At 66.2% G+C, this 15,061-nt stretch carries 16 protein-coding genes; 7 read left to right on the forward strand and 9 right to left on the reverse strand.

Annotation, left to right across the window (positions count from 1 at the left end; genetic code table 11):
• The 9 genes from DSAT_RS05495 to DSAT_RS05535 form a co-directional block, all read right to left on the reverse strand.
• Positions 1-679: flagellin N-terminal helical domain-containing protein (locus DSAT_RS05495; protein ID WP_020886603.1), on the reverse strand; the 679-nt coding region annotated here is incomplete at its 3' end.
• Between the two features lie 148 nt (positions 680-827).
• A complete protein-coding gene (gene tsaB / locus DSAT_RS05500; RefSeq protein WP_020886604.1) occupies positions 828-1,580 on the reverse strand; it encodes a tRNA (adenosine(37)-N6)-threonylcarbamoyltransferase complex dimerization subunit type 1 TsaB in 753 nt (250 codons plus the stop codon).
• Between the two features lie 4 nt (positions 1,581-1,584).
• Positions 1,585-2,658: an RIP metalloprotease RseP gene (rseP, locus tag DSAT_RS05505; protein ID WP_020886605.1), complete on the reverse strand. Its 1,074-nt coding sequence runs from the start codon at positions 2,656-2,658 to the stop codon at positions 1,585-1,587.
• Positions 2,651-3,865, reverse strand: coding sequence for a 1-deoxy-D-xylulose-5-phosphate reductoisomerase (gene dxr / locus DSAT_RS05510; protein ID WP_020886606.1), 1,215 nt, complete (start codon positions 3,863-3,865; stop codon positions 2,651-2,653). Before dxr ends, rseP begins: the two co-directional genes overlap by 8 nt.
• A gap of 22 nt (positions 3,866-3,887) precedes the next feature.
• Entirely contained in the window at positions 3,888-4,703 is an 816-nt protein-coding gene (locus tag DSAT_RS05515) for a phosphatidate cytidylyltransferase (RefSeq protein ID WP_020886607.1), read from the reverse strand.
• A gap of 55 nt (positions 4,704-4,758) precedes the next feature.
• A complete protein-coding gene (locus DSAT_RS05520) occupies positions 4,759-4,983 on the reverse strand; it encodes a rubredoxin (protein ID WP_020886608.1) in 225 nt (74 codons plus the stop codon).
• Positions 4,984-5,129: 146 nt separating this feature from the next.
• Complete coding sequence (locus DSAT_RS05525; RefSeq protein WP_020886609.1) at positions 5,130-5,996, reverse strand: aldo/keto reductase; 867 nt, start codon at positions 5,994-5,996, stop codon at positions 5,130-5,132.
• 12 nt (positions 5,997-6,008) lie between these two features.
• The gene (locus DSAT_RS05530; RefSeq protein WP_020886610.1) at positions 6,009-6,953 is read right to left on the reverse strand and encodes a YbgA family protein; all 945 of its coding nucleotides are present in this window, start codon (positions 6,951-6,953) and stop codon (positions 6,009-6,011) included.
• Entirely contained in the window at positions 6,950-8,170 is a 1,221-nt protein-coding gene (locus DSAT_RS05535; protein WP_020886611.1) for a protoglobin domain-containing protein, read from the reverse strand. Before DSAT_RS05535 ends, DSAT_RS05530 begins: the two co-directional genes overlap by 4 nt.
• A 225-nt stretch (positions 8,171-8,395) precedes the next feature.
• Here DSAT_RS05535 and DSAT_RS05540 point away from each other — a divergent pair, with 225 nt between their 5' ends.
• From DSAT_RS05540 to leuB, 7 genes are all read left to right on the forward strand, one after another.
• Complete coding sequence (locus DSAT_RS05540; RefSeq protein ID WP_020886612.1) at positions 8,396-9,043, forward strand: HAD family hydrolase; 648 nt, start codon at positions 8,396-8,398, stop codon at positions 9,041-9,043.
• A 12-nt stretch (positions 9,044-9,055) separates the two neighbouring features.
• Positions 9,056-9,697 (forward strand): phosphatidylserine decarboxylase family protein, encoded by a 642-nt coding sequence (locus DSAT_RS05545; RefSeq protein WP_020886613.1) that lies wholly within the window; start codon positions 9,056-9,058, stop codon positions 9,695-9,697.
• 30 nt (positions 9,698-9,727) lie between these two features.
• The gene (pssA, locus tag DSAT_RS05550; RefSeq protein WP_020886614.1) at positions 9,728-10,498 is read left to right on the forward strand and encodes a CDP-diacylglycerol--serine O-phosphatidyltransferase; all 771 of its coding nucleotides are present in this window, start codon (positions 9,728-9,730) and stop codon (positions 10,496-10,498) included.
• Positions 10,499-10,615: 117 nt separating this feature from the next.
• Complete coding sequence (locus DSAT_RS05555; protein ID WP_020886615.1) at positions 10,616-12,151, forward strand: 2-isopropylmalate synthase; 1,536 nt, start codon at positions 10,616-10,618, stop codon at positions 12,149-12,151.
• Entirely contained in the window at positions 12,136-13,395 is a 1,260-nt protein-coding gene (gene leuC / locus DSAT_RS05560; RefSeq protein ID WP_020886616.1) for a 3-isopropylmalate dehydratase large subunit, read from the forward strand. Before DSAT_RS05555 ends, leuC begins: the two co-directional genes overlap by 16 nt.
• A gap of 15 nt (positions 13,396-13,410) precedes the next feature.
• Complete coding sequence (locus DSAT_RS05565) at positions 13,411-13,911, forward strand: 3-isopropylmalate dehydratase small subunit (protein WP_020886617.1); 501 nt, start codon at positions 13,411-13,413, stop codon at positions 13,909-13,911.
• 1 nt (position 13,912) lies between these two features.
• Complete coding sequence (gene leuB / locus DSAT_RS05570; protein ID WP_020886618.1) at positions 13,913-14,992, forward strand: 3-isopropylmalate dehydrogenase; 1,080 nt, start codon at positions 13,913-13,915, stop codon at positions 14,990-14,992.
• Positions 14,993-15,061: the final 69 nt, after the last annotated feature.

Genomic DNA, 15,061 nt, shown 5'->3' on the forward strand with positions numbered 1-15,061 from the left:
GGTTGGCGCGGATCTTGTCCTTGGAGATGATGGCGTTTTGGATGCCCTGCAGGGCCTTCTGCGCCAGGGCCTGGGTGGACACGGACTTGGCGGCCGCGCCCGCTGCGGCGCCAAGACCGACGCCGAGCGCCGAGGCCGTGGAGTTGCCGATCTGGATGTAGTAGTAGTCTTCGGCCGAATCGTTGCCCGCGCCGAAGTGGACCTTGAGCTTGCCCGTGGAGTTCAGGCCTTCGCCGTTGTGGGTCTCAGAGCTCAGGTTGCCGTTCAGCAGGTAAACGCCGTTGAAGTCCGTGGCGTTTGCGATACGGCTGATTTCCGAGGCCATGGCCTGGTACTCGGAGTCGATGATGAGGCGCTGGTCCGAGTTGTAGGTGCCGGTGGCAGCCTGCTCGGCGAGTTCCTTCATGCGGATCAGCTTTTCGTCGATGACGCCGAGCGCCCCGTCCGCGGTCTGGATCATGGAGATCGCGTCCATGGCGTTGCGGATGCCCTGGTTGATGGACGCGATATCCGCGCGCATGAGTTCGCGGATCGCCAGACCCGCGGCGTCGTCGGCCGCGCCGTTGATGCGCAGGCCCGAGGACAGCCGGTTCACCGACGTGCCCAGGTTGCTGTAAGCCGTGGTCAGGTTGCGGGCCGCGTTCATGGCCATGAGATTGTGATTGATGACGAGAGACATAGACGTTCCTCCTTGAATGATTGCTGGCGTCCGTGCCATGCATGCCGTCTGGAACCCTTTCCCCGGGGGACGCTGGTCCTCACAGGGCTCCATTTCGGCCTTTCACATTCAAGGATCGGCAGGAAGATGCCGAATCTTTACTCGTGCTTCAAAATTTTTGCGCGCTGAGGCGGGCCTTTTCCAGCATGCGAGCCGCTTCGTCTGGGGAGAGCCCCCGTCCGGCCGCGATCTGGGGGAGATTTTCCTCGGCATCAGAAGGTCTGACGTAGAGCGGCTCCACTGGATCAAGGGAGAATGTGGCGAGTCGGGCGGCTTCGAGCAAGGCTTCGGGCAGAGGGTGGTCGAAGCGCTGGTCGAGTGTCTGGACGGAGGTAGCGAGAGCGGCGAACGCCTGCGCGTTGCGGCGCAGTCCGCTACCCAGAACCCGGACCGGGCCAGGCAGTTCCTCGATCGCCGCGATCGCTTCCGGGACGGACAGCACGCGCACGTCGCACAGGGGATCGAGCGAGGGGGCAAAGAAGGCCTGGACATGGACCAGCCCGCGCCGGGCATGGGTGACCACGGCCAGGGTTCCGTCGGGGAATTTCGGCGCGGAGAGCGCCAGGACGTGCAGGTGCGAGAGTCCGCCCAGGGGCAGGCCGAGCCCGGCCTTCATTCCCTCGGCAAAGGAGAGCACCACGCGCAGCCCGGAAAACGAGCCCGGACCCCGAACGCAGGCCAAGCCCTTCAGGCGGCCGGGGCCACCGAGAAGGGAAAGCGCGGCGTGAAGCGACGGGGCGAGCAGGGCCATGGCGCGCATAGGCGCGCGCCATTCCTGGGCCATCTCCAGGACAAGCTCGCCGTCCACGTCGCGCCCGATGACCAGGTGCAGCCGTTCTTCGGCCGCGCCCAGTACGGCCACGAGGTCAGGCCGGCTCGCCGAAGAAGGAGCGGACGATGTCATTGTAGATCGCCAGGGCCATGAGGGTGAGCAACAGGAACAGGCCGATGCGCGTGGTCACGGCCTGGATTCTCGGTCCTACGGGCTTTCTGGTCACGGATTCTATGCCATAGAACAGGATGTGCCCGCCGTCGAGTACCGGGATGGGCAAGAGGTTGATGAGCGCCAGATTGACCGAGAGGAAAGCGGCCATCTGCAGGACCGTGGTCACGCCGTGTTTGGCGGATTCGGCCACCACCTGGGCGATGAGGATGGGGCCTCCGATCTCCTTGGTGGAGACCGCGCCGGTGATGATCGAGCCTATGCCCGCGAGAATCTTGCTCGTCAGGGCAGAGAGCTTCTTCCAGGCCAGGACCGGGGCCTCAAGCATCGAGACCTCGGCCGGAACGGTTTTGTAGCCGAAGCCCACGCCTATCATGGGGCGGGTCGTTTCGCCTCCGTCCGGGTGGGTTACGGTCATTTCACGGGGCGCGAGGCTTATTTCGAACGTCTCCTCGCCGCGAAGGATGGAAAGGCGCATGGCCGTGTCAGGATACTCGCGCACGTGCTCGACGAGCTCGTCGCCGAACCACAGGGCTTTGCCGCCGATGGCCGTGATCTCGTCGTCCGGCAAGAGGCCCGCCTCCTGGGCCGGGCTGCCGTCCTGCACGGAGTTGACGATCAGGTGCAGCGACTGCGCCCCGCTGAACATGAGTCCCCAGAAGATGAGGAAGGCCAACAGGAAGTTGAAGCCCGGCCCGGCGGCCACGATGAGCATGCGCTGCCAGGGCGGCTTGAGCGAGAAGCTGTCCTTGGGTGTGAAGCCCTCGGGCATCTCGGCTTGGTCGTGCTCGCCGACCATGCTCACGTAGCCGCCCAGCGGAACGGCGCAGACGCGGTAGTCCGTGGGGCCGTGCTTGAAGCCGAAGAGGCGGGGGCCAAATCCCAGGGAGAAGACCTTTACGCCCACGCCGAAGATGCGGGCCACGACGAAGTGTCCGAGTTCATGGAAGAATATCAGGCCGCCGAGTACGAGGATAACGGCCAAGGCATCAATCACGCAGGGCTCCGCTCAGTTCACGGGCGCGCTCTCGCGCCTCGTGGTCAAGGTCGAGGACCGAGGAAAGGTCCGGAATGTCGCGGCCGTCGTGACGGTCGAGACAGCGCTCGATGAGGCGCGGGATGCCGAGGAACGGCAGCGCGCCGCTGAGGAACAGGGCCACGGCCACCTCGTTGGCGGCGTTGAGCACCACGGGGTGGCTTGGCGAGGCGGCAAAGGCCTCGCGGGCGAGCCTGAGACAGGGGAAGAGTGCGAGATCGGGCTCCTCGAAGGTCAGGCCGCCCAGGCGCACCAGGTCGATGGGCGTCACGGAGAGAGCCACGCGTTCAGGATAACACAGGCAGTAGGCGATGGCCACGCGCATGTCCGGCGGGCCAAGATGGGCCAGAAGCGAGCCGTCCACGTATTCGGCCAGCGAATGGACGATGCTCTGCGGGTGGACCACGGTGGCCACGCGGCTTTCGGGAAGGCCGTAGAGGTGGCAGGCCTCGATGACTTCGAGTCCTTTGTTCATGAGCGTGGCCGAGTCGATGGATATCTTCGCGCCCATGCTCCAGTTGGGGTGCGCCAGGGCCTGGGCCGGCGTCACGGTTTCCAGGAAGGCGCGGTCGCGGCCCCGGAACGGTCCGCCCGAGGCGGTCAGGATGAGACGTCTGAGCGAGGCGGCGGTCTCGTTGCACGATGCCTGGAACAGGGCGTTGTGCTCCGAATCCACGGGCAGAAGCGCCGCGCCGCTCTCGCGGCAGGCCGCGCGGATCAGGCCGCCCGCGAGCACGAGCGATTCCTTGTTGGCCAGGGCCACGTCGGTTCCCTGGCGCACGGCCGCGAAGGTCGGCGGCAGTCCGGCCGCGCCCACGATGCTTGAAAGCACCATGTCGGCCTCGGATAGCTCGGCCAATTCCACGAAGGATTCGGGGCCGCTCAGGATTTCGGGCGTGTAGTCGCCCGGCAGGCGCTCGCGTAACTCGGCGGCCAGGGGCTGGTCGAGCACGGCCAGAAACCGGGGCCGGAAACGCATGGCCTGGGCCGCGAGCAGGGCGACGTTCCTGCCTCCCGTGAGGGCCAGGACGTCGAAGCGCTCGGGATGCTCGGCCACGACGTCAAGCGCCTGCGCCCCTATGGAGCCGGTGCTGCCGAGCACCACCAGGCGGCGCGGGGCCGTTTGCGTTTCGCGGTCGGGGAGCGGGGAGATGTATGCGGTGTGCACTGTGTGATTGGTCCTCGTTTCGTCAGGTGGTGGGCGCGAAAAGCGGCCAGCAGATGCGCCAGGCCGCGTAGACCGGCACGGCCAGGAGCAGACCGTCGATGCGGTCCAGGATGCCGCCGTGCCCGGGCAGGATGGTGCCGGAATCCTTGACTCCCAGCCAGCGCTTGAGCGCGGACTCGAAGAAGTCGCCGAACTGGGCCGCCAGATTTAGTGTCAGGCCCGCCAGGAGAAACGCCTGCCAGGAGGCCACACCCAGCGGCAGACCGAAGGCCAGGGCCACGAGCAGACTCAGGATCAGGCCGCCCGCGCTGCCGGACCAGGTCTTCTTGGGGCTGATGGCCTCCCAGACCTTTGGGCCGCCCACGCGGCAGCCCGTGAAATAGGCGCCCGTGTCCGAGGCCGCGACAATGAGGAGCAAGAAAAGAATCTCCACGGGAGAGAAGAAAATGAACAGGGCCAGGGGCAGGGGCACGTAAAGCAGCCCGGCCGTGAGCACGGCCGCATTGGTGTAATGGGCGCTGCACGAGTCCTTGCTGAAGCAGAGCAGAAAGAAAATGTTGCCGACCCACAGGCAGGCCGTGAGCGTCAGGATCAGGTAGACCGGATCGCCGCCGAAGGCGGCCGCGAAGAGCGCGCAGGCCAGGAGCCCACCCAGCACTTTTTTGCCGAGTCCCGCGCGTCCCGGCCAGAACATGGCGTAGAATTCGAGCAGGCCAAAGAGCGAGACGGCCAGGGCCGCGAGGGCCACGGCCACTCCGCCCGTGGTCAGGACGACGGCGAGCGCGGCGACCATGATCGCCGAGGTGATCACGCGGGCGCGCAGGTTGGGAGCGCTCATGCGGCTACCTTGCTGGCCGCGCCGCGCGGGGTCGGAACGGCTCGTTGAACTGTTTCTACCGGGTGGGCTTTTCGCAGTGCGCCTGCACGTTGGAGCCGGGCCCGGCCAGGGGGCGGAAGCATTTCTTGGTGCCTCCGCAGACCGGACAGCGCCACTCGTCGGGAAGATCCTCGAACTTCGTTCCGGCGGGGATCTTGCCCTTCCGGTCGCCCTTGTCCGGATTGTAGATATAGCCGCAGTTGACGGTCTGGCACTGATACATCTCTTCTGGCGCTGCCATGTTCGACCTCCCGGTCAGCGGTGATGACGCCGTGTCGTATTTCGTAGAGATAGCCGCGCGGCGCGGGAAGTCAATCGGTGCGCGCGGCTCGATTGTCTGGACAACCCTAGCGGGATTCCCTCCGGCTGGCAACCGAGCCCGAACGGCTAACCCGGCCGCTGACCGCGATAAAAGGCCATGCGCGCGGCGTGCGGCGCAAAGGCCGCAGCCAACTCCTCCCGCGCCTCGGCGGGCATGGGCGTGAATCCTTTCGCCACGCGCGCGGCGATGCGCACATGGTCGGGCATGCCGCAGCCCACCACGCACACGTCCACATTTTGCGAAAGCGCGAAGCGCAGCAACAGTTCGGGCGTGACGTGCCCCTGTGGGAAGATGTAGTGGCCGCCGCCGTAGATTTTCATGCCGACCACGGCCATGCCGCGCGCCCTGGCCGCAGGCAGGACGCGGTCGAGAAAGCCGCCCAGCGCCGCTTCGGGCGGGTTCACCGGCAACAGCACGCTGTCCAGCGGCCAGGTGGTCACGCAGTGCAAGAGTGTCTCCGGGTCGTGGTGGCCGGTGACGCCGATCAGACGGGCCTGGCCCGCCTCGCGCGCGGCGATGAAGGCTTCCAGCGCCCCGCCCGGCCCCTCGATGGCCGCGATGTCGTCGGCGTCGCGCACGTCGTGGATCTGCCACAGGTCCAGGTGGTCCGTGCCAAGCCGCCGGAGCGTGTTCTCCAAGTCCTCGCGCGCGCCTTGCGCGCTGCGGCGGGCCGACTTGCTGGTCTGGAATATCCCTTCGCGCGCGCCGGGAAGCCGCTTCCAAACCTCGCCCAGGTAGCCTTCGCTGCCTGCGTAGGCCGGTGCGGTGTCGAAATAGGTGATGCCCTGGGCCAGGGCCTCCTCGATGACGGCCGCGGCCCCTGCCTCCTCGCCGAAGGTGCGCAGGATGCCCTCTCCGCCCAGGCCCAGGCGGGTGACGACGCGGCCGCTGGAGCCGAAGGGGGCGGTGACGATGGGGTCGCTTGGTTGCATGGATGTCTCCCCTCAGACGTGGTTTCGCAGTTTGAGTTCGATGGGGTGGGGGTTCAGATAGGTCTGCGCGGCGAGATATTCCTCGCTGTACTTGCGCACGTAATGGTTGATGAGCGTGATGGGCACGATGAGCGGTACGTGGCCGTCGCGGTAGTGGCCAAAGACCTCGCCGAGTTCGGCCTTTTCGTCGCTCGTGAGCGCCCGTTTGAAGTGCCCGGCCGCATGCTGCAGCACGTTCAGGTGTTTGCGCGGGGTGGCCTTGAGCGCCAGGGCGGCCATGAGTATGTTCTGGTAGTCGTGCACGAGTTGCGGCAAAGGCTTCTCGCGGCCCGTGGCCACCATACGGCCCATCTCGCGGTAGTGCTTTTCCGAGTGGGAGCGCAAGAGCAGTTTGTGCCGGGTGTGGAATCCCACTAGACGGCCGAGCGTCGGCCCCTCGGCCAGCATGTCCCGCCAGCGCTTCATGGTGAAGACGCGCTCCAGGAAATTTTCGCGCAGCGCGGCGTCGTGCAGCCGTCCGTCCTCCTCGCAAGGCAGGAGCGGGAAACGCTTCATGAACTCGCGCGCGAAGAACCCCACGCCTTTTTGCTCGGGCATGCCCGCGTCGTTGTACACCTTGACCCGTTCCATGCCACTGGAGGGGCTCTTGGACTTGAAGATGAAACCGCACAGGTCTTCCTGCTCCAGTTCGCTCACCCTGCGGGCACAGAAGTCCTGCATCCGCTGCGTGTAGTCGTGGCCGCTTTGCGTGCCCACGAGGCGAGGAAACTCCACGCTGCCTTTGAGGCGCATGGCTTCACGCGGGATGGGCAGGCCGCTCTCAACCTCCGGACAGACGGGCACGAAGCTTACGAACGCGCCCAGAGTGTCGCGTATCCAACGGTCGAGCTGATGGCCGCCGTCGTAGCGCACGTTTTGGCCGAGCAGGCAGGCGCTGACGCCGAGTTTCAGGGTCATGACGGTCTTTCCTGTTCCCCGGTCCTGACGAAGAGGCCCGAGGCGTCCACCGCGCCGGGCAGGGGCAGGGTGGCCACGGCCTCGGTGCCGCTGCCGTTCACGGGCGCGATGTCCAGCGTGCCGAAGTTGCGGCGGGCCGCGAGCCGGGCGATGGCCAGTCCGAAGCCCGTGCCGTAGGGCTTGGAGGAATGGAAGGGCAGAAACATGGCCTCGCCGCTCATGCCGGGCGGCGGTTGGCCGGTGTTGAAGACGTGCACCGACAAGAAACCTGGCAGCGCGCGATCCGTGCCGCTCGTGACGGATAGCCGGGGGTCGTCTGGCAGCGCGGCCTCGGCCGCGTTCTGCAGCAGGTGGTAGAAGAGCGGTTCCAGGAGCGCGGGGTCGCCCTCCACGGCCAAGGCGCCTTCGGGCAGGCGAATGTCCACGTCGTAGCCGTTCATGGCGCCTTCGCTCCGCAGCCGGTCCAGAAGGCCGGTGAGCAGCGGTTCGAGTTGAATCCTGCGAAACTTTGGTTCGAGCGAGAGCGTGGAGACGTAGACGCTCACGTTTCTGACCATGCGTTCGAGCCGTCTGGCCTCGTCGATGATGGCCTCGCCAGCCGCGTGCTCGCGGCTGCCGGGGCCCGAGGAGCGCAGCAAGGCATGGGCGTTGCCGCCGATGATCGTCAGCGGGTTCCTTATCTGGTGGGCGACCCCCGCCATGACGTCCAACTCGCAGCGGCTGGAACTGGTCAGGAAGGCGTCGGTTTCAACGAGCAGGCACAGGTCGAAAATGCGGGCCAGGGCGTCGGTTACGGCGGACAACTCCTCGGCCGAGACGATCTTCGCGGCTTCGGCCATGCAGAAGCGGCGTACATGGGAATAGGCCAGGCTGATGAAACGGTGGTCCACGCCGTATTGCACGTGCCGGGTGCCGCTCTTCCACAGGGCGGTCAGGAAATCGTCGGAGAGGGGATCGTCCCACAGCCGCGCGTACCAGCCTCGCCAGTTGTGTTTCAGGCGCATCTCCGAGGTCTGGTGCTGGAGCACGATCTTGGTCTGGGCATATCCCATGATGAGTTGGTAGAGGAATTCGCCCATGGAATCGACGCGCGCCGCGAATTGCGGCGCATAATTGGCCAGTGGGGCGGCGAGCTCCGGGCTTATGCCCAACTGGTCCTTGAAAAAGCGCAGCCGGGGAAGCGGCGGTTTGATGTCCAACAGATCGGGGGCTGGCATGGAATGGTCCTCCGGCAGTATTTCTTATCAACAGACAGGAAAAATGCAACGCGTGGCGGCCTGCGTTCGGGCCTTGGACGAGGTTTGCCCGGCCGAGCCGATTCCGCCGTCTCCCACGGCGTGGCCGATGCGGCCTTTGGCCGATTCACGTTGACGCAGCAGCCGCCCACGGCTAGATTCACATACTGCGCATTCGCGCTCAACCCGCAAACAGACACGAAGACTATGATATCACATGTTTATTTTGATTACGGAGGAGTCATCGCCGAGGAAGGGTTCGCGCAGGGGCTTCGGGCCATCGCGGTCGCTGAAGGCCGCGACCCGGACGAATTCTTCACGGCCGTGCGCGACATCATTTTCGAGACGGGCTACGTGGTCGGCCGCGTGGGCGAGGACGAATTCTGGAAAACCGTGCGCGATCGCCTCGGCGTCCGGCAGGACCCGCAGACGATGCGCCGCGAGATCCTTTCGCGCTTCGCGCTTCGGCCGCACATGCTGCATCTGGCGCGTCGTCTGCGCTCCATGGGCAGGACCGTGGCCATCCTCTCCGATCAGACCAACTGGCTGGACGAACTCGACGCGCGCGACGGTTTTTTCTCGGTCTACGACCACGTCTTCAACAGCTTCCACCACGGCGTGCACAAGGGGCAGCGGGAGTTCTTCGACCTTGCCCTCTCGACCCTCGGCGCGCGTCCGGCAAACACTCTTTTCATCGACGACCAGGAAGTGAACATCGTCACGGCCAGAGCCGTGGGGCTGGACACCATTCATTTCACAAGCGCGGATGCCTTCGCCGCGGGCTTTGGAGTGCGCTTCCCCGGCCTTTTGCAGACCGCTCTCGACGACGCCCGCGCCGACACGGCGGGCAATTAAGGATATCACGACATGAAGAAATCCCACGCCCAACTCTGCCCCGAGGGCCTGCCCTACATCGGCGTCTTCGCCTTCGCCACGCTCGTCTTCGCCCTGCTCGAATGGGGCTTTCTGGCCTTTTGCGGCCTCGTGGTCACGGTCTTGGCCGTCAACTTCTTCCGCGACCCCGAGCGCGTGCCGCCGTACGATCCCGACGTGGCCGTGGCCCCGGCCGACGGCAAGGTCATCCGCGTGGGACAGGCCGAGGACCCCATCACCCGCGAGCCGCGCACCGTGATCTGCATCTTCATGAACGTCTTCGACGTGCACGTGAACCGCGCGCCAGCGCCCGGCTCCGTGACCCGCATCGAATACATCCCCGGGACCTTCTTCAACGCCTCCCTGGACAAGGCCAGCCAGGACAACGAACGCTGCATGCTGCGACTGGAGGACGGCGAGCGTTCCTGGACCGTGGTCCAGATCGCGGGACTCGTGGCCCGGCGCATCGTGACCTGGGCGGACAAGGGTGACGCATTGACGCGGGGCCAGCGCTTCGGCATGATCAAATTTGGTTCGCGGGTTGACGTCTATCTGCCCCATGACTATGAACCCTGCATCGCCGAAGGCGAACGCACGGTCGCCGGACAGACGCCCCTGGCCAGACCCAGGCGCTGAACGAGCCGGACGCCGACCCGGAAAGACGAAGTGGACGAAAACAGCACGCAAAAGCCCCGCCATCGCGGGGTATACATCCTGCCCAACCTCATGACCACGGCGAGCATGTTCGCCGGGTTCCTGGGCATGACCATGGCCATCAAGGGGCAGTACGAGTTCTGCGCCTGGGCCATTCTGGTCTCCTGCGTGCTCGACGGCCTCGACGGCAAGATCGCCCGCCTCACGGGCACGAGCAGCGAGTTCGGCGTGCAGCTCGACTCGCTGGCCGATCTCGTGGCCTTCGGCGTTACTCCCGCGCTGCTGATCTACCTTTGGCAGCTCGACGGCTACGGCCGCCTGGGCCTCATGGCCTGCTTCCTGTTCATGGTCTGCGCCGCGCTGCGTCTGGCGCGCTTTAACATCCAGACCAAGACCTCGGGCAAGCTGCTCTTCACCGGCATGCCCACCCCGGCCGCGGGCTGCATCATGGCCACGCTGGTGCTCTTCGAACAGCGCCTGCCCGAGGGGTTGGCCGGAAGCCTGCTGCCCCCGGTCTGCCTGGTGCTGGCCTACGGCCTGTCCTTCCTCATGGTCAGCAAGATCAGGTACTTCTCCTTCAAGGAGTACGGCTGGTTCAAGGCTCATCCCCTGACCACGCTGGTCACGGCGGTGCTGCTCTTCGTGGTCATCGCCTCCGAGCCCGCCCTGCTGCTCTTCCCCCTGGGGCTGACCTACGCCCTGTCCGGGATCGTCTACACCTTCATCATCCTTCCCCGCCGCCACCCCAAGCTCCTAGGCGACCAGTCCCAGGATCTATCCTAGGGTCCGGCGCGCGCGGTTCGCGCGCGACTCATCCCCGATCACCGAGGTCCCGGCCTCGACCCCAGAAGCGAAGCCGGGCTTGACAAGCACGGCACACATCCCCCACGGAGGGTTTCCATGAGCGAGCGAATTCACATTTTCGACACGACTCTGCGCGACGGCGAACAGTCTCCCGGCGCGACCATGAACCAGCGCGAGAAGGTGCGCCTGGCCCGGCAGCTCGAACGCCTGGGCGTGGACATCATCGAGGCGGGCTTCCCGGCCGCGAGCCCCGGCGATTTCGAGGCCGTGCAGGCCATCGCCGGCGCGGTCTCGAACTGCCGCGTGGCCGGGCTTTGCCGCAGCATGAAGGCCGACATCGAGCGCTGCTACGAGGCCATCAAGGGCGCGGCCGCCCCGCGCATCCACACCTTCATCGCCACGAGCCCCCTGCACATGCAGTACAAGCTGCGCAAGGAGCCGCACCAAGTGCTGGAGATGGCCAAGGACGCCGTGACTTTCGCCAAGTCGCTGTGCGCGGACGTGGAGTTCTCGGCCGAGGACGCCTCGCGCTCGGAGCGCGAGTTCCTGGGCCGCGTCGTGGAGACGGCCATCGACGCCGGAGCCACAGTCATCAACATCCCCGACACCGTGGGCTACGCGCAGCCCGAGGAATTCGGCGACCTCATCCGCTGGCTGCTCGAAAACGTGCGCAATTCCCACAAGGCCGTCTTCAGCGTGCACTGCCACAACGACCTGGGGCTGGCCGCGGCCAACACCCTGGCCGCGCTCAAGGCCGGAGCCAGGCAGGCCGAGGTCACGCTCTCGGGCATCGGCGAGCGCGCGGGCAACTGCTCCGTGGAGGAAGTGGTCATGGCCCTGCGCGTGCGCCACGACCTCTACGGCCTTGAGACCGGCATCCAGACCGAGCAGCTCTATCCTTCCTGCCGCCTGCTCTCGCGCATCATCGGCATGCCCATCCCGCCCTACAAGGCCATCGTGGGCCGCAACGCCTTCGCCCACGAGTCCGGCATCCACCAGGACGGCATGCTGAAAAACCGCCAGACCTACGAGATCATGACCCCGCAGAGCATCGGCCGCAGCGGCACGGACATCGTGCTCGGCAAGCATTCGGGCCGCAACGCCCTGACCGCCAAGCTGAAGGAGTTGGGCTTCAACCTCAGCGACGAGCAGACCGTGACGGTCTTCGACGCCGTGAAGCGGCTGGCGGACAAGAAGAAACAGATCTTCGACGAGGACGTGGAAGCGCTGGTCCTCGAAGAGATATACCGCATCCCGGACAAGCACGCCCTGAAGGCGCTCTCCGTGCTCTCGGGCAACATGGGCGTGCCGCCCACGGCGGCCGTGGTCATGGAGACCGACGGCCAGGAGAAGAAGCTCTCGGGCTTCGGCATGGGACCGGTGGACGCGGTCTTCAACACCATCTCGGAGATCGTGGGCATCAAGCCCAAGCTCCTGGAATACCTGGTCAGCGCCGTGACCGGCGGGACGGACGCGCAGGGCGAAGTGACGGTACGCATCGAACTGAACGGCCAGTCGGCCGTGGGGCGCAGTTCGGACGGAGACATCATCGTGGCCAGCGCCAAGGCGTATCTGAACGCGCTCAACCGCCTGGCGAAGAAAGAGGAGAAGAAGGAATGGGCCGTACTTTAGCCGAAAAGATCCTGCAGCGGCACACGGACGAGACCATCAGCGGCGCGGGTCAGATCGCCCGCTGCAAGGTCTCGCTCGTGCTCGCCAACGACATCACCGCGCCGCTGGCCATCAAGTCGTTTCGGGCCATGGGCGCGAAGAAGGTCTTCGACAAGGACCGCGTGGCCCTGGTCATGGACCACTTCACGCCCAACAAGGACATCGACTCGGCCGAGCAGGTGCGCGGCGTGCGCGAATTCGCGGCCGAGATGGGCGTGACCCACTACTACGAGGGCGGCGACTGCGGCGTGGAGCACGCGCTGTTGCCCGAACTCGGTCTGGTCGGGCCCGGCGACGTGGTCGTGGGCGCGGACAGCCATACCTGCACCTATGGCGGGCTCGGGGCCTTCGCCACGGGCATGGGCTCCACGGACATCGCGGCGGCCATGGCCATGGGCGAGACCTGGTTCAAGGTGCCGCCCACCATCCGCGTGGACATCGAGGGCCAGATGCCCAAGTGGCTCTCGGCCAAGGATCTGGTGCTCGCCACCATCGGCGAGACCGGCGTTTCCGGCGCGCTGTACAAGGCGCTGGAGTTCGGCGGATCCGTGGTGGACGCCATGGACGCCGAGTCGCGCATGACCATCGCCAACATGGCCATCGAGGCTGGCGGCAAGGTCGGCCTGTTCCCGGTGGACAAGGTGGCCCTGGACTACGCCAGGGCGAACGGCCATCCGGGCTGCGAGCCCCTGGCCGCGGACGCCGACGCTGACTACGAGCGCCGCATCCGTTTCGACGTCACGGAGATGTCGCCGGTGGTGGCCTGCCCGCACCTGCCCGACAACGTGAAGCCGGTTGAGGACGTGGGCGAGGTGGTCATTCATCAGTCGGTCATCGGCTCGTGTACTAACGGCCGCATCTCGGACCTGCGCGCCGCGGCCGAAATCCTGAAAGGCCGCAAGGCCGCCAAGGGCGTGCGCCTGATCGTGCTCCCGGCCACGCCGCGCATCTGGCGTCAGGCCATGGACGAGGGGCTGTTCGCCGTCTTCATGGACGCGGGCGCGGTCATCGGGCCGCCCACCTGCGGTCCGTGTCTGGGCGGCCACATGGGCATCCTGGCCAAGGGCGAGCGCGCCATCGCCACCACCAACCGCAACTTCAAGGGCCGCATGGGCAGCCTCGAATCCGAGGTCTATCTGGCCAGCCCGGCGGTGGCCGCGGCCTCGGCCGTGGCCGGGCGGATCATTCACCCCCGGGACCTCTAGGCAAGGGAGACGACGATGATATTCACAGGCAAGGCCCACACCATGGGCGCGCACATCGACACCGACGCCATCATCCCGGCCCGCTTCCTGGTCACCACGGACACGGCCGAGCTGGGCAAGAACTGCATGGAAGGGCTCGAACCCGGCTGGATCGCCAAGGTCAGCCCCGGCGACATTTTCGTGGCCGACGAGAACTTCGGCTGCGGCTCCTCGCGCGAGCACGCGCCGCTGGCCATCCTGGGCGCGGGCGTGAAGGTCGTGGTGGCCCACAGCTTCGCGCGCATCTTCTACCGCAACGGCTTCAACATGGGACTCACGCTCCTTGAGGTCGGCGACGCCGTGAAGGACATCAAGGACGGCGACGAGCTTTCCGTGGACACCTCCACGGGCGTCATCGAGAATCTGACCACGGGCGCGAAGATATCCTGCCAGCCCGTGCCGCCGTCCATGCAGGAAATCCTCGACGCGGGTGGGCTCGTGCCCTTCGTCAAACGGCGTCTGAGCGCGGGAGCGTGACATGAAGCTGAACATCTGCCTTCTGCCGGGCGACGGCATCGGGCCGGAGGTCATGGACCAGGCCGTGAAGGTTCTGGAGAAAACCGCCGGGATATTCGGCTTCGGGCTTCAGACCACCACGAAGCTCATCGGCGGCGCGGCTATCGACGCCACGGGCGGGCCGCTGCCCGAGGACACCGTGGCCGCCTGCAAGGCCGCGGACGCCGTCTTGCTCGGCGCGGTGGGCGGCCCCAAGTGGGACGAGATCGACAAGGCCATCCGCCCCGAGCGCGGCCTTTTGGGCATTCGCAAGGCGCTTGGATTGTTCGCCAACCTTCGGCCCGCCACGCTCTTCGAGGAGCTGAAGCACGCCTGCCTTTTGCGCGCGGACATCGCGGCCAAGGGCATCGACGTGCTCATCGTGCGCGAGCTCACGGGCGGCGCGTACTTCGGCGAGCCCAGGGGCGAGGAGGTGCGCGGCGGCGAGCGCGTGGCCTTCAACAACATGATCTACTCCGAGCACGAGATCGAGCGCATCGCGCGCGTCGGTTTCGAGGCGGCCAGGAAGCGCGGCAAGCGGCTGTGCTCCGTGGACAAGGCCAACGTGCTCGACGTCTCGCAGCTCTGGCGCGAGGTGGTGATCCGCGTGGCCAAGGACTACCCGGACGTGGAACTCTCGCACATGTACGTGGACAACGCGGCCATGCAGCTCGTGCGCGCGCCCGCGCAGTTCGACGTCATCGTCACCGAGAACCTGTTCGGCGACATCCTCTCGGACGAGGCCTCGGTCATCACCGGCTCGATCGGCATGCTGCCCTCGGCCTCGCTGGGCGCTTCCGGGCCTGGGCTTTACGAGCCTATCCACGGCTCGGCCCCGGACATCGCGGGCAAGGATCTGGCCAACCCGCTGGCCACGATTCTTTCCGTGGCCATGATGCTGCGCCATTCGCTGGACATGCCCGAGGCGGCCGCGAGCATCGAGGGCGCGGTCAAGAGCGTGCTGAAGGAGGACTTCCGCACCGGCGACATCATGCAGGAGGGCGCGACCCAGGTCGGCTGCGTCAAAATGGGCGACTTGGTGGCCGAGCGCATCGCGAAATAAACAATCGCGCAAACCATACGGACACGATGCGGGGCCGTGGCAAATGCCACGGCCCCGCAGACCGTTTTT

This window comes from Alkalidesulfovibrio alkalitolerans DSM 16529 (assembly GCF_000422245.1).
GTDB classification, from domain to species: Bacteria; Desulfobacterota; Desulfovibrionia; order Desulfovibrionales; family Desulfovibrionaceae; genus Alkalidesulfovibrio; species Alkalidesulfovibrio alkalitolerans.